Annotated in this window: 21 protein-coding genes; 16 read left to right on the top strand and 5 right to left on the bottom strand. The window is 75.1% G+C overall.

Features of this window, described 5'->3' with window-relative positions; genetic code table 11:
- The first annotated feature begins 124 nt into the window (after positions 1-124).
- Complete coding sequence (locus tag ACZ3YL_RS31900; RefSeq protein WP_465660701.1) at positions 125-715, top strand: isochorismatase family protein; 591 nt, start codon at positions 125-127, stop codon at positions 713-715.
- Between the two features lie 210 nt (positions 716-925).
- Positions 926-1,918, top strand: coding sequence for an ArsR/SmtB family transcription factor (locus tag ACZ3YL_RS31895; RefSeq protein WP_188306113.1), 993 nt, complete (start codon positions 926-928; stop codon positions 1,916-1,918).
- Between the two features lie 117 nt (positions 1,919-2,035).
- Here ACZ3YL_RS31895 and ACZ3YL_RS31890 read toward each other — a convergent pair whose 3' ends face one another.
- Complete coding sequence (locus tag ACZ3YL_RS31890) at positions 2,036-2,794, bottom strand: alpha/beta hydrolase (RefSeq protein WP_465660699.1); 759 nt, start codon at positions 2,792-2,794, stop codon at positions 2,036-2,038.
- Positions 2,795-2,999: 205 nt separating this feature from the next.
- On the opposite strand from ACZ3YL_RS31890, the gene ACZ3YL_RS31885 reads away from it, so the two are divergent.
- Entirely contained in the window at positions 3,000-3,800 is an 801-nt protein-coding gene (locus ACZ3YL_RS31885; RefSeq protein ID WP_465660697.1) for a membrane protein, read from the top strand.
- 25 nt (positions 3,801-3,825) lie between these two features.
- On the opposite strand, the gene ACZ3YL_RS31880 is transcribed toward ACZ3YL_RS31885, so the two are convergent.
- The gene (locus tag ACZ3YL_RS31880; protein ID WP_188306115.1) at positions 3,826-4,179 is read right to left on the bottom strand and encodes a DUF6401 family natural product biosynthesis protein; all 354 of its coding nucleotides are present in this window, start codon (positions 4,177-4,179) and stop codon (positions 3,826-3,828) included.
- Positions 4,180-4,321: 142 nt separating this feature from the next.
- On the opposite strand from ACZ3YL_RS31880, the gene ACZ3YL_RS31875 reads away from it, so the two are divergent.
- From ACZ3YL_RS31875 to ACZ3YL_RS31855, 5 genes are all read left to right on the top strand, one after another.
- Positions 4,322-5,248, top strand: coding sequence for an LLM class F420-dependent oxidoreductase (locus ACZ3YL_RS31875; RefSeq protein ID WP_188306116.1), 927 nt, complete (start codon positions 4,322-4,324; stop codon positions 5,246-5,248).
- A gap of 237 nt (positions 5,249-5,485) precedes the next feature.
- Positions 5,486-6,076 (top strand): AAA family ATPase, encoded by a 591-nt coding sequence (locus ACZ3YL_RS31870; protein WP_465660695.1) that lies wholly within the window; start codon positions 5,486-5,488, stop codon positions 6,074-6,076.
- Positions 6,077-6,174: 98 nt separating this feature from the next.
- Positions 6,175-7,146, top strand: a complete 972-nt coding sequence (locus ACZ3YL_RS31865; protein ID WP_465660693.1) for a zinc metalloprotease — start codon at positions 6,175-6,177, stop codon at positions 7,144-7,146.
- Between the two features lie 136 nt (positions 7,147-7,282).
- Positions 7,283-7,735 carry a universal stress protein gene (locus ACZ3YL_RS31860; protein WP_465660691.1) on the top strand — a complete coding sequence of 151 codons (453 nt, stop codon included), beginning with the start codon at positions 7,283-7,285 and terminating at the stop codon, positions 7,733-7,735.
- A 58-nt stretch (positions 7,736-7,793) separates the two neighbouring features.
- Complete coding sequence (locus ACZ3YL_RS31855) at positions 7,794-8,642, top strand: DNA-formamidopyrimidine glycosylase family protein (protein ID WP_465660689.1); 849 nt, start codon at positions 7,794-7,796, stop codon at positions 8,640-8,642.
- On the opposite strand, the gene ACZ3YL_RS31850 is transcribed toward ACZ3YL_RS31855, so the two are convergent.
- A complete protein-coding gene (locus ACZ3YL_RS31850) occupies positions 8,590-9,225 on the bottom strand; it encodes a nucleoside/nucleotide kinase family protein (RefSeq protein ID WP_188304136.1) in 636 nt (211 codons plus the stop codon). The genes ACZ3YL_RS31855 and ACZ3YL_RS31850 overlap by 53 nt on opposite strands.
- A 77-nt stretch (positions 9,226-9,302) precedes the next feature.
- Entirely contained in the window at positions 9,303-10,604 is a 1,302-nt protein-coding gene (locus ACZ3YL_RS31845) for an outer membrane protein assembly factor BamB family protein (protein WP_465660687.1), read from the bottom strand.
- 148 nt (positions 10,605-10,752) lie between these two features.
- Here ACZ3YL_RS31845 and ACZ3YL_RS31840 point away from each other — a divergent pair, with 148 nt between their 5' ends.
- The 8 genes from ACZ3YL_RS31840 (at position 10,753) to ACZ3YL_RS31805 (ending at position 19,853) form a co-directional block, all read left to right on the top strand.
- Positions 10,753-11,322 carry a Uma2 family endonuclease gene (locus tag ACZ3YL_RS31840; protein ID WP_465660685.1) on the top strand — a complete coding sequence of 190 codons (570 nt, stop codon included), beginning with the start codon at positions 10,753-10,755 and terminating at the stop codon, positions 11,320-11,322.
- A gap of 165 nt (positions 11,323-11,487) precedes the next feature.
- Positions 11,488-14,076, top strand: a complete 2,589-nt coding sequence (locus tag ACZ3YL_RS31835) for a SpoIIE family protein phosphatase (protein ID WP_465660683.1) — start codon at positions 11,488-11,490, stop codon at positions 14,074-14,076.
- 36 nt (positions 14,077-14,112) lie between these two features.
- Positions 14,113-15,774: a sensor histidine kinase gene (locus ACZ3YL_RS31830; protein WP_317620996.1), complete on the top strand. Its 1,662-nt coding sequence runs from the start codon at positions 14,113-14,115 to the stop codon at positions 15,772-15,774.
- A gap of 91 nt (positions 15,775-15,865) precedes the next feature.
- A complete protein-coding gene (locus ACZ3YL_RS31825; protein WP_188304132.1) occupies positions 15,866-16,534 on the top strand; it encodes a response regulator transcription factor in 669 nt (222 codons plus the stop codon).
- Between the two features lie 554 nt (positions 16,535-17,088).
- Positions 17,089-17,850, top strand: a complete 762-nt coding sequence (locus tag ACZ3YL_RS31820; protein WP_465660681.1) for a transglycosylase family protein — start codon at positions 17,089-17,091, stop codon at positions 17,848-17,850.
- Between the two features lie 302 nt (positions 17,851-18,152).
- Positions 18,153-18,908 (top strand): SDR family NAD(P)-dependent oxidoreductase, encoded by a 756-nt coding sequence (locus ACZ3YL_RS31815; RefSeq protein ID WP_465660679.1) that lies wholly within the window; start codon positions 18,153-18,155, stop codon positions 18,906-18,908.
- A 109-nt stretch (positions 18,909-19,017) separates the two neighbouring features.
- Positions 19,018-19,608: a TIGR03086 family metal-binding protein gene (locus tag ACZ3YL_RS31810; protein WP_188304129.1), complete on the top strand. Its 591-nt coding sequence runs from the start codon at positions 19,018-19,020 to the stop codon at positions 19,606-19,608.
- A gap of 104 nt (positions 19,609-19,712) precedes the next feature.
- Positions 19,713-19,853 (top strand): hypothetical protein, encoded by a 141-nt coding sequence (locus ACZ3YL_RS31805; RefSeq protein WP_188304128.1) that lies wholly within the window; start codon positions 19,713-19,715, stop codon positions 19,851-19,853.
- A gap of 81 nt (positions 19,854-19,934) precedes the next feature.
- Here ACZ3YL_RS31805 and ACZ3YL_RS31800 read toward each other — a convergent pair whose 3' ends face one another.
- Positions 19,935-21,200 (bottom strand): helix-turn-helix domain-containing protein, encoded by a 1,266-nt coding sequence (locus ACZ3YL_RS31800; RefSeq protein ID WP_465660677.1) that lies wholly within the window; start codon positions 21,198-21,200, stop codon positions 19,935-19,937.
- Positions 21,201-21,303 lie beyond the last annotated feature (103 nt).

Below are 21,303 nucleotides of genomic sequence, written 5' to 3'. Positions count from 1 at the left end.
TGTCGGAATCTGCATGTTAGACGGCATTGCCGCCATGCCGGGCCCGCCCGTAGCGTTTCCAGCGGCAGGCCGCACCAGGCGTGACCTGCGCAGACACCCCCCGAATCACGAAGGCGGCACAGCCATGCCCAGCACCACCCTGCGCACCCTCAACGGCCTCGACGACCAGCCCGCCCCGCTCGCCGCGGCCACCCTCGTCCTGATCGACTACCAGAACGCGTACACGCGTGGCGTGATGGAGCTGACCGGCTGGCGCGAGGCCCTGGACGCGGGCGCCGACCTGCTCGCCCGGGCCCGGGCGGCCGGTGCCACCGTCGTCCACGTGATCAACGACGGCGGCGAGGGCACCCCGTACGACATCCGCGCCGAGATCGGGCGGATCCACCCGAGCGTGGCCCCGGCCGAGGGCGAGCGGGTGGTGGTCAAGCAGGCGCCGGACGCCTTCGTCGGCACCGAGCTGGGCGAGCTGCTGGACGCGGCGGGCAACCAGGACGTGGTGATCGCCGGGTTCATGACCCACCTGTGCGTGGCCTTCACCACCGCCGGCGCCTTCCTGCGCGGCAACCGCCCCACCGTGGTCGCCGACGCCTGCGCCACCCGCCCGCTGCGGTCCGGCGCCGCGGAGCTCACCGCCGCCCAGATCCACCAGGGCGCGCTCGCCACCATCGGGGACCTCTACGGGGTCGTCGTGGAGTCCGCGGCCGAACTGGGCTGACCGCCCGCCACGTCCTTAAGTGGGACGCGGTCCGGGCCCGGTGGGCGGGCCCGTGCCCGTGGCCCGTACGTCGGCCGGGTGCCCCGGTCCGTCACCCGGGGCACCCGGCCGGGCCCCCGAGCCTGCCCGGGCCGTGGCCGCGGGGCAAGGGATTCGGTTCTCGCCGAACGGTGTTGCGGTCCGGCCGCCGGCGGGGTGACGATCCTGTCCGTGCTGCGAATCTTCTTCGGTACGGACGACCTCGACCGCACCCGGGTGGCCGAGCGCCCGGACATGTCGATGGAACTGTCCCTCAGTGTGCACGCCCTGGTCAGCGGCCGCTGCGATCCGCGCTTCCAGGTCTGGCGCAACCGCCTGCGGGCCTCCTGGAACCCGCGCACCGCGCTGCTCTTCGACCTCTACACCTCCTCGGCGATCCCGGAGTTCCTCACCGTCCGCCGCGACCCCGGCGCGACCGAGAGCGCCACCGCCGAGGCGCCCGAGGAGCCGCTCCGCGGCCACCTGCGATCGGTGGGCGGGGAACGGCAGTTGAGCGCCTTCGCGCGCGGCGTGGCGGCGGGCGACCGGCAGGCCAGGAAGCTGCTCGGCAACGTCACCGCCGACTACCAGACCCGCGCGATCGACCCCTACCGGCGGCAGATCGAGACCATCGTCACCACCGAGCACGGCCGTCGCCGCCGGATCACCGAACCGGACCAGGTCCTCGCCTCGTTGCACCCGGCGCTGTCCTGGCGCCGCCCGGTGCTCAGCTTCCCGCTGGTCGGCGGCTGCCGGCACGACCTGCGGCTGGACGGCCGCGGACTACTGCTCCAGCCCTGCGTGTTCGGCCCCCGCCGGCCCGTCATCGCCCGCTTCGAGGACCCGCGGCAGCAGCCCGTCCTCCTCTACCCGGCGAGGATCGGCGGCCCCTTGCAGCCCGAGCCCGAACCCACCCCGAGCCGCACCCTCACCGCCCTGCTCGGCCAGACCCGCGCCGCCGCCCTGGAGACCATCGCCACCCACGGACCGTGCTCCACCAAGGACCTGGCGGGCTTCCTCGGCATCTCCACCGCCTCCGCCAGCGAACACGCCACCGTCCTCGCCGACTCCGGCCTCACCACCAAGGACCGCACCGGCCGCACCGTCACCCACCGCCCCACCCCCCTCGGCCACGCCCTCCTGGCCGGCCGCCTCCCCGCCCCCGCCCCGCAGCCGGGAGTGTGAGGACAGGCCCTGGCACCCGGCGCCACCCGCCGACGCGAATCGAGCACATCCACCCGACCGCTCCCCCGGGGGTGGGGGTGGGTGTGGCTCCCGCGCCCTTGCGGGGGTCGGGCGGGCTCAGGCGTGGGCGGGGGCGGTGCGGGGTTGGCGGGGGAGGAGGAGGGAGAGGGCCTCGGGGGAGGTGGGCGGGAGGGCGAGGGCGGAGGCGGTTTCGGCAGGGAGGGGGTGGAGGCCGAGGAGGGCGGTGGTGAGGCGGGTGGTGGCGCGGTGCCAGTCGGGGATGCGCTGGAGCATGGCGTGGCCGCTGCCGGCGACGGTGTAGCCGCAGACCCGGGCGCCGGCGGCGCGGCTGCGGGCGGCGAAGGCGCGGGTGTCGGCGGGCGCGGTGACGGTGTCGCGGTCGCCGTGCAGGAGTAGGACGTCACGGTCGGCGAGCTGGTCGCAGGGGTCCTCGGCGGGGCACCAGGGGGCGAGGGCGACCAGGCCGGTGACGGTGGGGTGGCCGGCGGCCCGGAGGGCGGCGCGGCCGCCCATGGAGTGGCCGACCAGGACGGTCGGCACCGGGCCGAGCGTCTCGGTGAGGTCGTCGAGGGCGGTGAGCGCGTCCCGGGCGGCGTCGGCGCGGGCGCCGTTCCAGCCGCGGTGGCGGTAGCGGACGGTGCCGATGGCGATCGCGTCGGCCGCGGTCTCCCTGGTGAGCGCGCGCAGGAAGCCGTGCATGCGCAGCAGGGGGAGGTTGAGGCGCCGGGGCCGGGTGAGGTTGTGTTCCTCGCCGCCGTGGAGGACGAGGACGGCGGCCCGGGGGGTGGCGGGGCGCACCCGCCACTGCAGCGCCCGGTGTAGCACCGTGCCCGTGTCCGTGTCGCTTCCGATCACCTGCGCACCGTCCGGCTCCGTCACCGTGGCCCCTCACCTCTCGGTCTGGACCGCCACTGTACGCGTGCGGACGGCGGGGGTGTTCACCCGACGGGACCATCCCGGACACCCGGGCGCGCGCGGGCGGGGCGGGCTGCTGCTATCCACGAAGGGTGGGGGGTCGCCTGCGCCGCTCGTGGCGCCGTGGCACCGAGTGGAGGACTCCGTGGCTCAGCAGCTCGCACTCTCCGTCGACTTCGGGTCGGGTTTCACCCAGGCCTGGGGCAAGATCGCCAAGGTCATTCCGCAGTTCATCGCCTTCCTGGTGATCCTGGCCATCGGCTGGTTCGTGGCCAAGGCGATCGCCCGGCTCCTGGACCGCGTGCTGCGCCGGGTCGGCTCGGAGAAGGTCGCCGAGCGGGCCGGGATGGCCCGTTACCTGAGCGGCTCGAAGTACGACATGACCGGCATCCTCTGCAAGATCGTCTACTACGCGATCCTGCTGATGGCGTTGCAGCTGGCGTTCGGCGTCTTCGGCCCGAACCCGATCAGCGTGATGATCCACAGCATCGTCGCCTGGCTGCCCAGGGGCATCGTCGCGGTGGCGATCGTGGTGGTGGCGATGGCCATCGCCAACGGCGTGCGCGACATCGTCGGCAACGCGCTCTCCGGCACCTCGTACGGCCGTACGGTCTCCACCGTGGCCTGGGCGTTCATCGTGGCGCTGGGGGTGATCGCCGCGCTCGGCCAGGCCGGGATCGCGACCGCGGTCACCGGTCCGGTGCTGATCGCCGCGCTCGCCACCGTCACCGGTGTGCTGGTGGTCGGTGTCGGCGGCGGTCTGATCATGCCGATGCGCCAGCGCTGGGAGCGGTGGCTGGACAACGCCGAGCAGGAGACCGCCCGGCTGCGCGGCACCGCGTACCAGGCGGGCCGCTCGGACGCGCTGACCAACCAGCCGGTCCGGCCGACCACCCAGGCCGGCCCGGGCAATCCGCCGGGGACCGAGGGCGACCAGCCGAGGTAGCGGTCCTCAGCCGAGGCGGCGGTCCTCAGACCTCCAGCAGGCCCTGGTCGCGCACCAGCCAGCAGATCGCGGTCAGCCGGGTGACGGCGTAGTCGTAGCCCACCGGCTCCCGCCAGCCGATTTCGGTGAGCGCGTCCAGGAAGCCCAGCGCGTAGTCCGACAGTTCCTCACGGTCCAGGGGCCGGGGCGCCAGCTCCGGCCCCTGGGCGTACAGCAGTTCGCGCAGCATCGCCGCGTGCTGGTCGACGGCCGCGACGAAGCCGGGCTCGAAGGCGAACTCGGCCAGCCGGGGCGTGAAGGCGGCCACGATGCCGGGCAGCGGGCAGCCGGCCGGTTCGTCGGGGGAGCGCCGGAAGGACTCGTCGGGGGTCGCGAACATCCGTCCACGGTAGGCGAGCCGCCGAGGGGGCGAGCCGGGCCGTGACGGTTCCGTGCTGAGACCTTGGCCACCTTCGGGACGTTCCGTGGCATGGCCGGTTCCCTGCGTTCCCGAACGGGCGGTCCGTACCAGAATGGCCCGCATGGATCTCCGCATCTTCACCGAGCCCCAGCAGGGCGCGAGCTACGACACCCTCCTCTCGGTCGCCCGCACCGCCGAGCAGCTCGGCGTGTTCAGCGCCTTCTTCCGTTCCGACCACTACCTGAAGATGGGCGACGTCGACGGCCTGCCCGGCCCCACCGACGCCTGGATCACCCTGGCCGGCCTGGCCCGCGACACCAGCACCATCCGCCTCGGCACCCTGATGACGGCCGGCACCTTCCGGCTGCCGGGCGTCACCGCGATCCAGGTCGCCCAGGTCGACGCGATGAGCGGCGGCCGGGTCGAGTTCGGCCTCGGCGCTGGCTGGTACGAGGCCGAGCACGCCGCGTACGGCATCCCGTTCCCGAAAGAGCGGTTCGGGCGGCTGGAGGAGCAGCTGGAGATCATCACCGGGCTGTGGCGGACCAAGCTCGGCGACACCTTCGACTTCGCCGGCGAGTACTACACGCTGACCGACTCGCCCGCGCTGCCCAAGCCCGTCCAGGAGCGCATCCCGGTGCTGGTCGGCGGCCTGGGTCCAAAGCGCACTCCGGCGCTGGCGGCCCGCTTCGCCGACGAGTTCAACCTGCCGTTCGCCTCCGTGGACGACACCGCGGCCCAGTTCGGCCGGGTGCGGGCCGCCGTCGAGCGGGCCGGCCGATCGGCCGACGAGCTGGTGTACTCCAACGCCCTGGTGCTCTGCGTGGGCCGGGACGACGCCGAGGTGGCCCGCCGGGCCGCCGTGATCGGCCGCGAGGTGGCCGAGCTGAAGGAGAACGGCCTGGCCGGCACCCCGGACGAGGTCGTGGAGAAGCTCGGCCGGTACGCGGCGGTCGGCAGCGAGCGGGTCTACCTCCAGGTGCTCGACCTGGGCGACCTCGACCACCTGGAGCTGGTCGCGTCCCGGGTCGCCCCGCAGCTGGGCTGACGGATCCGGCGGCGGCCCTTCGCCCCCGCTCTGACCACGGGTCTTTACTCGTTCTTGGCCATCCGCCATGCTACGGGGAGGGGAACGGCGGCGGGAGCGGAGGGCAGAGGGCCGGTGACGGGCACACGAGTACCGCGGGCGGCGGCGCCACGGGTGCCGCCGCCCCGCGCTGCCGGGGGCCGTCGTGTCGCAGAGCGTCGCGTCGGGGGCCGTCGCCTCGGGGACCGTCCTGTACGCGTGGTCCGCACCGGAGTGCACGAGCTGCGCGGCCCCGGCCCGGCCGCCCTGCACTACCCCGCCGGTGACCTGCTGGTGGTCACCGGACTGCCCGGCAGCGGCAAGAGCACCCTGATGCGCCGTTGCGTCCGCGCCCCGCTGGTCGACTCCCAGGTGGTCCGCGAGGAGTACGCGGCCCGGCTGCCCGGCGGCCTCCCGTACGCGCTGTACCGCCCGCTGGCCCGGCTCGCCCACTACCGGCGGCTTCGCCGGGCCGTGCTGGACGGCGGGGCACTGGCGGTGCACGACTGCGGCACGCTGCCCTTCGTCCGGACCTGGCTGGTCCGGGCCGCCGCCCGGCAGGGGCGCCGGGTGCACCTGCTGCTGCTGGACGCCGACCCGGCCGAGGCCCGGGCCGGGCAGCGGCGGCGCGGGCGGTGGGTCTCGCGCTACGCCTTCGCCCGGCACCGCGGCGCGGCCGCCCGGCTGCGCGGGCTGCTGCTGGGCGAGGGGACGGAGCAGGGGCGGCCGCCGGCCGGCTGTGCGTCGGCCGTGGTACTCGACCGGGCCTCCGCGCGCGCCCTGCGGGAGATCGACTTCCCGGCGTCGTAGTCTCGGGCGGGCCGCCGCCGGGCGCCGGTCGCCGGTGGGCGTCCCCGAGGCGCGGCCGACCCCCCGGCAACTCCCCTGTTTCCCCGTCAGGAGCGCTGATGCGCCGTACTGCCCGGGTGCGCTCACGTGCCCCCCGCCTCTTCCCCTGCGCCGCCGCGCTGGTCGCCGCGGCCGGTTTGAGCCAGTTCGCCGCTCCGGCCGCGCACCGTGCGGTGGCGACGGCGGTCTGCGCCGCCGCCGGCACTGACGCCGACGCCGCCGCGCGCAAGCCGGCCGGCAGCCAGGCGGGCCGGGACCCGAACGCGGTGAGCGTCGGCGAGGCCCGGGCGATGCAGGCGGACCTGGACCACCGGCTCGCCGAGCTCGGCCCCGCCCACGTCCAGCTGGCCGCCGCCCCGACCACCGTCCCGGTGTACGTCCACGTGATCCACTCCGGGGACGCCGGCCGGCTGGACGGGGGCGTGGTCACCGCCCAGATCGACCACCTCAACGCGACCTACGGCGGCCAGGGCGAGGGCAACGCCCCCACCCGGTTCCACTTCGAGCTGGTCGGCACCGACTGGACCGACAACGCGGGCTGGTACACCGGCATGACCCCCGGCTCCGGCGCCGAGAGGGCGATGAAGAGCGCCCTGCGCAAGGGCGACCAGGGCACCCTCAACCTCTACACCGCCCACCTCGGGCAGTCCCTGCTCGGCTGGTCGACCTTCCCCAACGCCTACCGTTCCGACCCGGCCGACGACGGCGTGGTGGTCCTGGACGACTCGCTGCCCGGCGGCCCCGCCACCCACTACAACGAGGGCAACACCGCCACCCACGAGACCGGCCACTGGCTCGGCCTCTTCCACACCTTCCAGGGCGGCTGCCTGCCCCCGGGCGACTACGTGGACGACACCCCGCCCGAGCGCGGCGCCGCCTACGGCTGCCCCGAGGGCCGGCACAGCTGCCCCGGCGGCGGGCTGGACCCGATCCACAACTTCATGGACTACAGCTACGACTCCTGCATGAGCGGGTTCACCCCCGGGCAGGCCCAGCGGATGTCCGACGCCTGGTCGGCCTACCGCAGTTGAGGTCGGCCGCCGGGTCCGCGGCAGCGCGGCGAATCACCCGGACGGCCCGGCGGACATCGACCGCTCGTCCGATTCGATCTGTTCGGTGGGTCGGAACCCAGCAGGACCACCCCGGACCAAGTGAAGGAGTAACCGCATGAGTGGCAAACCCCGGATCGTCGTCGGCGTGGACGGCTCGCCCGCCTCGGAGCAGGCGCTGCGCTGGGCCGTCGACTACGCCAAGGCCGTCGGCGGCACCGTCAACGCCGTCGCTGCCTGGGAGTACCCCGTCTTCTACGGCTGGGGTGGGACGGCCGCCCCCACCGACGTCTCCTTCAACCCGGAGGTGCTGGCCGGCCAGACGCTCTCCGAGAGCGTCACCAAGGTGGTCGGCGCCGACCCGGGCGTGCCGGTCACCCGCAACGTGCTGCCCGGCAACGCGGCGGGCGCCCTGCTGCAGGCCGCCAAGGGCGCCGCGCTGCTGGTCGTCGGCAGCCGCGGCCTCGGCGGCTTCTCCGGCGTCCTGCTCGGCTCGGTCAGCCGCCACGTCACCGAGCACGCGCCCTGCCCGGTGGTCGTCGTGCGCGAGGGCCGGACGGCCGAGGAGTAGCGGAGCGGCCACCGGGGGCGGCGCCGCGCCGGGCCGCCACGCGGACCAGAATGGAGTCATGCCAGAAGGTGACTCCATCTACCGCGTGGCGGCCCGGCTGCACGAGGCCCTCGCCGGGCAGCTGCTGACCAGCGCCGAGCTGCGGGTGCCCGCGCACGCCACCGCCGCCCTCGCCGGGCGCCGGGTACTGGAGGTCCGCCCGCGCGGCAAGCACCTGCTCACCCGCCTCGACGGCGGCCTCACCCTGCACACCCACCTGCGGATGGACGGCCACTGGGAGGTCTACCGCCCCGGCGAGCGCTGGACCGGCGGCCCCGCCTTCCAGATCCGTGCCGTCCTCGGCACCAAGCACGGCACCGCCGTCGGCTACCGGCTGCCCGTCGTCGAGCTGCTGCGCACCACCGAGGAACGCCGGGCCGTCGGCCACCTCGGCCCGGACCTGCTCGGCCCCGACTGGGACCCGGTCGAGGCCGTCCGCCGGCTCACCGCCCGCCCGGCCCGGCCACTCGTCGAGGCCCTGCTCGACCAGCGCAACCTGGCCGGAATCGGCAACGTCTACGCCAACGAACTGTGCTTCGTCGCCGGCGTGACCCCGTGGACCGAGGTCGGCGAAGTCCCGCACCCCGACCGGCTGGTGGAACGCGCCCGGCAGATGCTCGACGCCAACAAGCTGCGCCCCGGCCACATCACCACCGGTGACAGCCGGCCCGGCTACCGGCACTGGGTCTACGGCCGCGCCGGGCGGCCCTGCCCACGCTGCGTCACGCCCGTGCTGACCGGCCGCCAGGGCGAGGCCCCACGGGACCGCGCGGTGTTCTGGTGCCCCTACTGCCAGCGCGGACCGGCCCCGGCCGTCACGGCCGCACGACCAGGGCGGGGTGCCGCGGGTCGTCCACCCGCACGGTGAGGTCGGCGGCCTCGGCGGGCCCGGTCTCCGCCTCGTAGCGGGCGAAGGCGGGCAGTGTCCACTGCCGGTCGGCCGGGGTGCGGCGGGCCAGTGCGGCCGGAGAGAGCGCGAGGTGGACGGTCAGTTCGAGCGGCAGCCAGCGGCCGAGCAGCAGCGCGCCGTCCAACAACAGCACGCCGCCGGGCGGGAGTCGGACGTACGGGGCTCGGGTCGAGCGGTCGGTGGCCGGATCGCGCAGCGAGGGCAGCACCCGGCCGCTGCCACCCGGCTCCAGCGGGTCCAGCACCTCGCGCAGCAGGGCGCCGTCGTCCAGCCAGAGGTCGTGGAAGGCGTCCGCGTCGTGGTGGCCGTACTCCAGCCGGATCGACGCCGGGCGCAGGAAGTCCGCCGCCGACACCCGCAGGGTGGGGCGGCCGCGCAGCCGCAGCGGCTCCACCAGGGCGTCGGCCAGCAGTTCGGGCCGGGCGGGCCCGGCGCCGTCCACGGCGATCCGCAGCCACCGCTCGCCGGCGCCGGGCAGTTCGGTGATCCGGTCGGCGAGCAGCTCGGCCAGCTTGTCGGGGGAGATGGGGCGTACCTGCACCGGGCCATCCTGTCGCTTGGTCGGGCCGCCGAGGGCGGGGCCGGTCGGATCGGTCGGATCGGGTCGGTCGGGTCGGTTCAGGTCAGCGGGAGGGCGTGCAGGACCTCGTCGTGGCCCGCGTAGAGCCGGCCCCCGCCGGAGGCGAGGTTCCAGACGTTCCGGCCGGGGCCGGAATCGCGGAAGGTCCACCCCAGCACGCCGGTCGCGGTGTAGATCGCGCTGACCCCGCCCGCCGCCGGCCCCGGGACGTACAGCGTGCCGCCGTCGAGCAGCGGACGGCTGCGGCGGTCCAGCAGGAACGGCAGCTTGCAGGACCAGAGCACCCGGCCCTCGGACGTGTCGAGGCAGGTGACGACGCCGTCGTCACGCGGGACGAACACCCGGACGGCGTCCGGGACGGGCGCCAGCGCCCGCCAGGACTCGCCCCGGGCGGGGGAGTGGGTCCACCGTGGCTTTCCGTCGGCGCCCAGCAGGCGCACACCGCCGCTGCCGTCCGGGACGAGGAACTCCTGCCCGACGGCGGTGCACCAGCTCAGGTCCCCGCCGGCCGGGGCGGTCCACAGCTCACGGCCGGTGGCCGCGTCCCGGACCACCAGCTCGGTGCCGGTGTCCAGGGACCGGCCGCAGGCCAGCGGGTGGTCGCCGTAGCCGGAGGCGCGGGCGAGCGGCCGCTCCTGACGGTCGATCGCGAGCGACCACAGCAGGGACCGTTCCTCCAGCCCCACGGCGAAGAGCCGGCTGCTCGGCACGGTGCCGTTCGCCCGGGGCCAGCCCAGGACGCAGCCGTAGAGGACGCCGGCGGCCATGGCGGTGAGCTGGAGCTCGCCCGGGAGATCGTCGGGCAGCGGCAGGCTCCAACCGGCGGTGGGGTCGGTGAGGTGGTGGGCGTCCAGGTGGCCCCGGGAGGTGGCGGTGTAGAGGTAGTCGCGCGAGACCACGACGTTTCCGGCGGGGCGTTCGAGGTCGCTCGGCCAGTCCTTGGGCGGCGGCGGGTCGAAGCTCAGCAGCCGCTTCGGGCCGCCGTCGCCCGGGTCGAGGGCCCGCAGGCCGGCCCTGGACAGGAAGACCGGCCGGTCCGGCGGCACGAGCAGCCGTTCCGGGGTCGTCGCCTCCGGTCCCCGGTACGTCCACAGCGGCGTCGGCCCCGCGAGGGCGGTCGGCTGAGGCTGCGGTGCCGGCCCGTCGCCCTGCGCGCCGGTGACCGCCCACGCCGCGCCGCCCACGGCCAGCACCCCGGCCCCGACCAGCAACCCGCGCCGGCTCAGCCGGGGACCGCCCCCGCCCCCGCCGATCACGTCGCCGGGCGTCTCGGCCGCGCCGTCCGCCTCCCCGTCCCACTGCCAGGAAGCCTCCTGTGCCGGCTCCTCGGACGACTTCATACGGCCCTCGCCTCCACCCCCGGCGGCCACGACGCCGCCACCCGCCGCGAGGATATCGAACAGCCCCCGAACCATCCGAAGTTGTCACCGCGTTGCACCTGGCTGTGGCGCACAGCACAGGCCCCTCATGAGACCGGGGAGGTACGCCGTGACGGCCGAGATGATCGCACCCGAGTGGATGCACCGGCAGATCACCAGTGAGGAGTACGACTCCTGGACGGAGGAACAGTGCGCGGGCATCGAGATCGTCGACGGGATGGTCGTTGTGAGTCCGGGCGCATCGAAGCGCCACAACCGGCTCGGGCGTCTTTTGGCGAATGCCCTTGATGGGGCGGGCGGTGAGGAGTGGATCGCGGACACCGGCTTCGACGTGCGGCTGCCGGACGCGCCGCTCAACAACCGTCGGCCCGACGTGGTGGTCTACCGCGCGGACACCTTCGACGAGCCGTTGACCAGACCGGAGCACGTGCTGTTGCTGGTCGAGGTTGTCTCACCGGGCTCGGAGACCACCGATCGAGTGGTCAAGCTGGACCAGTACGCCACGGCGGGCATCCCCTACTACTGGCGGGTGGAGCAGGCGGCGGGCCGGGTGCCGGTCGTGCACACGTACCTGTTGGATGAAGCGAGCCGGTCGTACCGGGCTGGCGAGGTGTTCACCGGGCTGGTCAAGGCCGTGGTGCCGTACCCGGTTGAGGTCGACCTCACCGATCTGCCGTAGCCCGTCACCCTCCCGGCGGAGCGGGGCCGTGGACGGATCCGGCGTCCGGGCCGGTGCGGGTGGGGTCGATGGGGCGCCCGGGGTGGTGCGGGTGGGGTCGATGGGGCGCCCGGGGTGGTGGGGGTTCGCCTTGACACGGCTCCGGGGCGGACGTAGCAAGGGAGCATGCGCCATCCGCAGGTGACCGGCGGGGCCGGCGAGCCGGTCCGTGGGACGGGCCCGGACGAGGTGGCGCCCCCGGAGGCGGATCACCGGCGGGACGAGCTGTTGGCGGAGGCCGTTCGGCGGGTGCTGGGATCGACCGGGGCGTACGCGGCGATGGTGTACCTGCGGTCGCGGGACGGGCGGTCGCTGGTGCTGCGCACCCTGGCGGGGGTGCCGTTGTCGATCATGGGCCCGTTCCGGCGCATCGCGGCGGCCGGGCCGCTGCCGGTCGCGGTCTGCTTCCGGACCGGCCGGAGCGTCGCGCTGTCGGACCCCGAGGACACCATGCGGCGCTTCCCCCAGCTCGCGGTCGGCCTGCCGTACGAGTTCGTCTCCGCCTGCGTGCCGGTGGGGCACGGCGGGGAGCGGTTCGGGGTGCTCAGCGTGCTGTGGCCGGCCGCGGCCGCGGACGAGGGCGGGCCGGCCCGGGAGGGCGGGCAGCTGACCGCCGTCGCCTCCCGACTCGGCGCCGGGCTGGCCGAGTTGGCGGCCTCCGGGCAGCCGGTGGAGCCGGTCGAGGACGCCGCCGTGGTGGAGCTTCCGCCGCCGTCCGCGCCGAGCACCCGGGTCGGGCTGTTCGACTGGGACGTGGCCACCGGGGCGCTCGCCGCGGACGTCCAGTTCTTGGAGATCTTCGGCTTCGCGCCCGGCGAGTTCGACGGCACGGTGGGCTGCCTGACCGGGCGGATCGCCCCCGGCGACGTGCCCGGGTTCCGGGCCGCCGCCCGGACCGCCCTGGAGCGCGGCGAGGTGCTGGCCGCCCGGGTGCGGGTGCTCGGACCGGCCGGCCGCCCGCACCCGGTGGAGCTGTGGGCCCGGGTGCCCGGCGCGATCTCCGACGACCGGACCCGTCTGGTCGGCGCCGTCCTGGACGTCCGCGCCCTGACCGCCGCCGCGGCCGCCGTCGAGCGGCTGCACGAGGGCGTCCTCGCGCTCGACCCGGACGGCCTGATCAGCTACGTCAACCGGGCCGCCGAGCCGCTGCTGCGGGCGAGCGCGGCGGACCTCGTCGGCCGCCACCCCTGGGAGACGCTGCCCTGGCTCGCCGACCCCTTCTACGAGAACCGCTACCGCGCCGCCGTGCTCTCCCAGCAGCCCACCGCGTTCCTGGCCGCCCGCCCGCCGAACGGCTGGCTCGCCTTCTCGCTCTTCCCCGACGCGCACGGCGTCACCGCCCGGGTGATCGCCGCCGAGGCCCCGCCGGGCGCGGCCGAGCCGCCCACCGCCCTGCTGTCCCCGGCCGCGGCCGGCACCGGCGCGGGCGGCGTCGGCGGCACCTACCACCTGCTCCAGCTGGCCAGCGCGCTCACCGAGGCCGTCACCGTACGCGACGTGTGCCGGGCGGTGGCCGAGGAGATCCTGCCGGCCTTCGGCGGCCAGGAACTCGCCATCTACGGGGTGCGCGAGCAGCGGCTGCACCTGGTCTCGCAGAGCGGCTACCCCGACGGCTTCCTGGACGGCTTCGAGGGCACCCCGCTCGACGCCCGCGTCCCCGGCGCGGAGGCGCTCAGCACCGGAACCCCGATCTTCTTCGAGTCCGTGCGCGAACTCGCCGCCGCCTACCCGGGCCTCGCCCTGGACGAGATGGGCGCCTGGGCCTTCCTGCCGCTCATCGCCTCCGGCCGGCCGGTCGGCAGCTGCATCCTCGGCTTCGACCGCGTGCACCCCTTCACCGTCGAGGAGCGCGGGCTGCTCACCGGCCTCGGCGGCTTCATCGCCCAGGCGTTGGAGCGCGCCCGGCTCTACGACGCCGAGTTCGCCCTGGCCCGCGGCCTGCAGCAGGGCCTGCTGCCGCACCGGCTGCCGCAGGTGCCCGGCATCCGGACCGCGGCCCGCTACCTGCCCGGCACCCAGGGGATGGAGATCGGCGGCGACTGGTACGACGCGATCGTCACCGGCGCCGACCTCACCCTGGTGATCGGCGACGTCGAGGGCCACAGCGTCGGCGCCGCCGCCGCGATGGGCCAGCTGCGCAGCGCCGTGCGGGCCTTCGCCAGCGGCGGCGAGCCGCCCGACCAGGTGCTCGCCCGCACCAACCGGCAACTGCTGGACCTCGACCTCGGGCTGCTGGCCAGCTGCTGCCTGGTCCGGCTCACCCCCGCCGACGGCACCGTGCGGATCGGCCGGGCCGGGCACCTGCCGCCGGTGCTGCGCCACCCGGACGGGCGGGCCGAGGCGCTGTACGTCCCGGGCGGGCCGCTGCTCGGCGTGGACGACGGCGCCGCGTACCCGGTCAGCGAGCTGCGGTTGCGGCCCGGCTCGGTGCTCGCCCTCTACACCGACGGGCTGGTGGAGGATCCGGCGCTGCCGATCGACCAGGGGGTGGACCGGCTGCGGGCGGCGCTGGCGCACGGGCGGGTGGGGGAGGAGCTGGAGGAGCTGGCCGAGCGGTTGATCCGCGAGGTCGGCTCGACCGGGCGGGTGGACGACGTGGCGCTGCTGCTCACGGCCTTCGGCCCGGACGGCGGCACAGACGGCGGCACGGAGGGCGGCCCGGGCCCCGGCTCCGGAACGGCTACTTTCGTCGGGCCCGGCGGCGACGAAGGGTGACCGCGGCCGGGGCGGCCACCCGGTTAGCCTCGATGGGTGGAAGCAATCGCACGGGCCTGGTCGAAGGCGGTACAGACGGCGCTCCCGGGGCCGTGGCGGCCCCGGCGGGTGGTGGGCGAGGCGGTGGCGGCCCTGTTGTTGGGCGTGGTCGCCGGGCTGCTGGAGGTGGTCGCCGGCACCGGTCTGGCGTGGCTCTTCGGCCTCGCCGTCGCCGTGCTGTGGGTGCTGCGGCGCGGGTTCCCGGCCACCGTGCTGGTGCTGACCGGGGCGATCGCGGGCTGGTCGGTCGGGCCGATACTGCTGCTGGTGTGCGCGGGCTGGGCGGCCGGGGCGCGGATCAGCCGGGTGTGGCGGCTGGTCGGCGCCTTCGTGCTGAGCTATCTGATGTTCTCCATGTTCGGGATGCTCAAGGACGGCGCATCCGGCGCGTCGAAGCTGATCATCGGCGTTTCGCTCGGCGTCTTCCTGGTCTTCGCGGTGCTGCCCGCGCTCTACAGCCGGTACCGGGCGCAGCGCCGGGCCCTGATGGACGCGCTGCGCGAGCGCAACGACCAGCTGGTGCGCGAGCGGGCGATGGTGGTGCACCAGGCCCGGCTGCGCGAGCGGCACCGGATCGCCCAGGACATGCACGACAGCCTGGGCCACCAGCTCGCACTGATCTCCGTGCACTCGGGCGCGCTGGAGGTGGACCGCACCCTCAGCGACCGGCAGCGGGAGGCGGTCGGGGTGCTGCGGCAGGCGGCGGTGGCCGCGATGCGCGAGCTGCGCGAGGTGGTCGGGGTGCTGCACGACGAGTCGACGGCGCTGCCTCCGACGGCCGGTGCCCCGGGCCCGGCGTCCCTCCGGGGCGGGGTGGACGGGGTCGAGGGGCTGGTGGAGTCCTCCCGTGCGGCGGGTGCGGAGGTGGCGTTCCGTACCGAGGGCGAGCGGCGGCCGCTGGCGGCGGCCGTCGACCACGCGGCGTACCGGATCGTGCAGGAGGCGCTCACCAACGCGCACAAGCACGCCCCCGGCGCGCCGATCGCGGTCGCGCTCCGGTACGAGCCGGACGCCCTGGTGGTGGAGGTCACCAACCCGGGCGCGCCGGAGCTGGTCGGCGCACGCGCCGGCGCGGGGGCGGTGGTGAGCGGCGGGCAGGGGCTCACCGGCCTGCGGGAGCGCGCCCGGCTGGTCGGCGGCATGGTGCACGCCGGACCGACCCCCGAGCAGGGCTTCCGGCTGGCGGCCGTCCTCCCGTACGAGGGGGCGGAGGCCGAGGGCGCCGCCGCCCTGACGGCGGAGGACTGGATGTCCGGCCTGCCGCCGGTCGACGGCACGGACGACGGCCGGCGCCGCCCGGCGCTCGGCTGCGCGGCCGGGGTGGGCGCGGTCACGCTGATCGTGGCGAGCCTGGTGGCCTGGGGTGTGGTGGCCTTCGTCCGGGGTGCCAGCGACTCGACGGTGTCGCAGTCGCTCTACGAGCAGATCCGGGTGGGCGAGTCGAAGCCCGAGGTGATGCGGCAGCTGCCGCCCGGCAACGACTTCTTCACGTCCGACTTCGAGGACGCGGGCCCGCCCAAGCCGGAGGGCTCGCACTGCCGCTGGTACTCGCTGGCGAAGGCCGGGGCGGACGACTCCTGGTCGGACGACCACGTGGCGCGGTTCTGCTTCAAGGGCGGGGTGCTGGTGGAGAAGGTGGAGTACGTCAAGAAGGGCTGACGCCGCCCGCCGGGCCCGGGCGGGAGACGGCGGCGGCGGGGATGTGAGGATGGTGCCCCAGCCGCTTCACTGTTCGAGGGGAATGACCAGCGTGATCCGAGTCCTCGTCGCCGACGACGAGCCGCTCATCCGGGCCGGGATCAGGATGATCCTGGGGTCGGCCGAGGACATCGAGGTGGTCGCGGAGGCCGCCGACGGCCGGGAGGCGCTGGAACTGGCCCGGGCGCACCGGGTGGACGTCGTCCTGCTGGACATCCAGATGCCGGTGATGGACGGACTGACGGCGCTCGGGGAGCTCGGCAGGGTCGCACCCGGCGCGCGGGCGATCATCCTCACCACCTTCGGGGAGCGCGAGAACGTCCTGCGCGCCGTGACCGAGGGCGGCGCCGGGTTCCTGCTCAAGGACACCGCGCCGAACGAGCTGATCCAGGCCGTCCGGGCGGCGGCCGGCGGGAACGCCTTCCTCTCCCCGGCGGCCACCCGGCACATCGTCGACTCGCTGGCCTCCGGACGCAGCGGCTCGGCGGCCGCCCGCGGTGCGCAGGCGCGGCGCCGGCTGGAGGTGCTCACCGGGCGCGAGCTGGAGGTGCTGGCGCTGCTCGGGGAGGGGCTGTCCAACGCGGACGCGGGGGCCCGGATCCACATGAGCGAGGCGACGGTGAAGACGTACGTCAGCCGGATCCTGGCCAAGCTGGGCTGCGAGAACCGGGTCCAGGCGGCGCTGTTGGCGCGGGACGCGGAGCTCGACGGTCGTAGCTGAGCGCGTTCGCGCGATCGCGGAGGGTGCCGTCGGTGATGGATGCCACTCAACTGCTTCGCCGAAGCGGGAACTCCGGATGTCGTGGTGACGTCGCGTCAGCTAGTGCTGACGGACCGTCGATGGTGTGCGGGACCTCACGAATGGACAGATGTGAGCGCGGGCACGGAAATTGATCGTTAGATCTTCAAAATGCGGTCAAACCCGGTCGAACCGGGCACCGTTTCTTGATCGATACCGCCGGTAACAGTCAACTGACCTGCGAAGACCAAGAATTGCTTGCTGAGGCCCGCACATGCCCCTAGCTTTCTTGGCGGCGCAACGAGCGCCACCCGGGTTCACCCCGACGCACGGCCCGCCGACTGACCCCCGGCGCGAGGGCGGTGCCCGCCGACGAGACCGGCTCGAACAGGCCGTCGGCGAGTGGAGGTGACCGGGGCGGCACGGCACGTCCGACACGTGTCCGGCCGCCCGACGAGTGAGGTGAGCGCGACCGACCGGCCCGTGTCCCGGGCCTGGTTCCGCCTGCCCGCCCGGGGCTTGTCGAGAGGACATTCATGACTTCCCGTCACGAGACCGCCGCTGCCACCGACACCACCGCCACCGTGAAGCGCAACCGCCTGCGGATGGCGGTCGTAGCGGGCGCCGCCGTCGCGGCCCTGCCGGTGGCCGGCCTCGTCACGGCCACCTCGGCCTCCGCCGCACCCACCTCGGCCTGGGACACCGTCGCCCAGTGCGAGAGCGGCGGGAACTGGAGCATCAGCACCGGCAACGGCTTCCACGGCGGACTGCAGTTCACCCCCTCCACCTGGGCCGCGTACGGCGGAACCGCGTACGCCCCCCAGGCCAACCAGGCGACCAGGGCGCAGCAGATCGCCGTCGCCGAGAAGGTGCTCGCCTCGCAGGGGCCGGGCGCCTGGCCCGTCTGCTCCAAGAAGGCGGGCCTGAGCAAGGGCGGCGCCCCGGCCGCCGTCGACACCACCGCGGGCTCGGACTCGGGCACCCCGGCGGCCAAGCCGGCCCAGCGCTCCGCGAAGGCGGCCCCGAAGGCCGCCCAGCACGCCGCCCCGAAGGCGAAGCCGTATGCCCCGGAGGCCCCGCAGGGCCGTCCGTCGGCCAAGCCGGCGCAGGCGGCTCCGGCGGCTCCGGCGGCGGAGCGGAACACCTCCGGCGGCAGCTACACCGTCAGGAGCGGTGACACCCTGAGCGACATCGCCGCCAAGTTCGGCGTCGACACCGACGGCCTGTACGGCAAGAACGCGCGCACCATCGGCGCCGACCCGGACCTGATCTTCCCGGGCCAGACGCTGACCGTCTGACGCCCTCGTGATCCGGCGGCCACCCCTGCGCGGGGGTGGCCGCCCGGCGCGTTCGGCGCGCCCGTGGGCGCGGATGGGCGCTCGTGGGCCGGATTCGTGCGGCGGTCGGGTCGTACTGCCGTCCGGGGGTGGTGCCACCGGGGTGTGCGGAGTTGTAGTTGAAGATTGAACGCAACGTCCGAATACCGCCGGAGACGTCAAGGAATCCGGACCAGGATCGACCCGTACCCCGAGAGCGGCACACCGGCCGGCACACCGGCCGGGGCGCGCTCGGCCCACGATGAACGAGGAGATTCCGAGACATGACGATGAACGGTGCGGCGGCGCTCGACGGCAAGGTGGCCCTGGTGACCGGCGGCAGCCGGGGGATCGGGGCGGCCGTCGCGCTGCGGCTGGCCGAGGACGGCGCCGATGTGGCGCTGACCTACCAGGGCTCGGCCGAGCGGGCCGAGGAGGTGGCCGCGAAGATCACCGTGATGGGCCGGACCGGCTGGGCCGTGCGCGCCGACAGCGCCGACCCGGCGGCGGTGCGGGCCGCCGTGGCGGCCGTCGCCGAGCGGTTCGGGCGGCTGGACATCCTGGTCAACAACGCGGGGGTCGGCGCCGCCGGGCCGATCGAGGAGGCCGCGATCGAGGAGGTCGACCGGGTACTGGAGGTGAACGTCCGCGCGCCGTACCTCTACGCCCAGGCGGCGGTCGAGCACCTGGCCGAGGGCGGGCGGATCGTCGGCATCGGCAGCTGCATCGCCCAGCGTGTGTCCTTCCCCGGCGCCGCGCTCTACGCGACCAGCAAGGCCGCGCTGATCGGCCTGACCAAGGCGCTGGCCAGGGAACTCGGCCCGCGCGGGATCACCGTCAACCTGGTCCACCCGGGCCCGATCGACACCGACATGAACCCGGCCGACGGCTCCTCCGCCGACTTCCAGCGCGGCTTCGTCGCCCTCGGCCGGTACGGCACGGTGACGGAGGTGGCGGGCGCCGTCGCCTACCTGGCGGGCGAGGACGGCCGGTACGTCACCGGCGCCGAACTGGCGGTGGACGGCGGCTTCGCGGCCTGACCTCCCGGAGCCGAGGGCGGCGGTGTCGTGCCGGGCGGTCGTCGGTGACCGCGCTTACGATCGCCCGGCACGACCCGTGCGCCCCCAGACCCCGACCGAGAGGTGTGCCATGACCGCGGTGGACGACCCGATCGACCTGCTCGCCCGGGCCCTCGCCCAGACCGCCGGGCTGATCGACGGCACCGGCGTCGAGCTGGCCGGCCACCCGACCCCCTGCCGCTCCTGGGACGTCGGCGACCTGGTCAGCCACCTCCTCCACGACCTGCGGCAGTTCACCCTCCGCGCCGAGGGCGGCCGGCCGGACTGGTCGCAGCCCTTCGACCGGGTGGAGGAGGACTGGCTGCACGCCTTCGAAGCCGGCGCCGAGCGGCTCGTCGAGGCCTGGCGGGCCGCCGGGGACCTCACCGGCACGGTGCCGGCCCCCGGTGGCGGCACCCTCCCGGCCCGCTTCCCGGTCGACCAGCAGACCACCGAATTCGCCGTCCACGCCTGGGACTTGGCGCACGCGACCAGCCAGTCCACCGACGGGCTGGACCACGAGGTGGCCCGCGCGGCGCTCGACTGGGCCCACGGCGCCCTCAAACCCGAGTACCGCGGCGAGGCCTTCGGCCCCGAAGTCCCCGCGCCGGCGGACGCCCCGGCGTACGACCGGCTGGCGGCGTTCTTCGGCCGCGACCCGGGCCCGGGCGCCGGCGGCTAGCGAAGCGAACTCCACTGCCTGCTACGGTTCCTGGACATGGGGGACGATCGGACACGAGTGTCGGAGGCGGCGCGCGCGTTCGCCGCGCTGCCGACCGGCCCGAGGTGACCGTCCGGATCCACCCGGAGGTCGACCACCTCTTCCTCCCGGGCACCGGCCCGGCCACCCCGGCCGAGTACGCCCGGCCCGGGCACGTGGCGGCGGAGGTGGTGGAGGACATCGCGGGCTGGCTGGGCGGTCGCTGAGGTCCGTCTTCGAACTCCGGCCTGCGGGGCGGCGTCGGGGCAGGTCGGCGACGAGGGGCCGGGTGGCCGTCCGGGGTGTGCTCAGTGGAGGACGACGAGGACGGCGTCCCACTGGGCGGTGGTGCGGCCGGTGGCGGTGCAGCGGGTGGCGTCGGCGCCGGTTCCGGTGGCGATCCGGTGGGCGGTGGTGAGGCGGTCGGGGGAGAGCTGGAGGACGGGCAGGGTGGTCCAGCCGGTGGCGAACTCGGGGGCGCTGCCACCGCTGCTGCCGACCGCGCCCACCAGGAGGTCGCCGGGTTCGCAGCCGGTGCTGCCGGCGGTGGTGAAGCCGGATCCGCCGGCGTCTCCGGAGGCGGGGGAGAAGGCACGGAGGGTGCTGACGCCCCGGAACTCGTCCACGGCGACGTGGTAGTCCTCGGCGCGCGGGTAGCTGGCGTGGATCGAGTCGGCCGTGGTCAGGGCGGAGGCGTCGAAGGCGGCGAGCACCAGGACTCGGTGGCGCAGCGCGTCGGTGACGTCGCCGAGGAGCTGGAAAGGGTCGCCGTGGCTGTCGGTGACGCTGACCGGGCCGGGGCAGGTGTCGGTCAGCAGCATCGAGACCACCAGGGCGTCCCCGCCGGCGACCGGGGACAGTACCGGCAGGGCGAAGTCCGTGCTGGTGGCGGCCTGTTGGCCGAAGGCCGTCCGGGAGACCCAGCCCGGCGTGGGCGCTCCGGGGCCGAGGGGGGCCGGCGTCGGGTGCTCGCCGGGTGCGGGGACGTCGGGGCCGGCCGTCGGGCAGTCGCGCGCGGCGGACGGGGCTGCGTTCTGGGGGGCGTCCTGGGCCGCGGGTGCGCGGTCGGTGAGCAGGCCGAGGGTGCCGAGGACGCCGAGTGCCAGGCCGAGGAGCAGGCTGAGCGCGTGGGTCCAGAGCCGGCCGCGGGCCGGCCCGGCCGTGGCGGGCGGCGCGACCCGCACGGCGGTGGGCGGCACCGGGGCGGGGGCCGGTGCCGCCGCCGAAGGTGAGGGTGAGGGTGAGGACGGCGACAGGGGTGCGGCCGGCGGCGCGGGAAGGACGAGTTCGGCCGGCGGTTCCCCGTTGACGGCGGCGCGCCAGCGGTGGTGCCACACCTCCTCGTCCCCGCCACAGGCGCGGACGAAGGCCCGGGTGGTGGGCCAGGACGGGAGCCGTGAGCCGGAGGCGGCCTCGTAGAGGGTGGTGTGGGAGATCGAGCCGACGGTCTTGGCCATGGTGCGGAACGAGGGCTGGCCGGCGTCGAGTCGGAGGGTGCGCAGCTGGCCGGCGAAGTTCTCGGCGGCGGTCGGCGGTTTCCGCGCGGCCGGTGGCTCCTGTTGGTGCTCCGCCATGGCGCCCCCTGGTGTCAGCTGTCAGATCCCTCGGTGTCGCTGTGTGCTTGTCGAGTACGGATCATAGCGACGGGTGACGGCGGGAACGGCCGATTCGTCGACT

It is taken from the genome of Kitasatospora sp. NPDC023176, assembly GCF_055560495.1.
The sequence above is the reverse complement of the archived record's forward strand: the minus strand, read 5'-3'. Positions and strand labels throughout refer to the sequence as shown.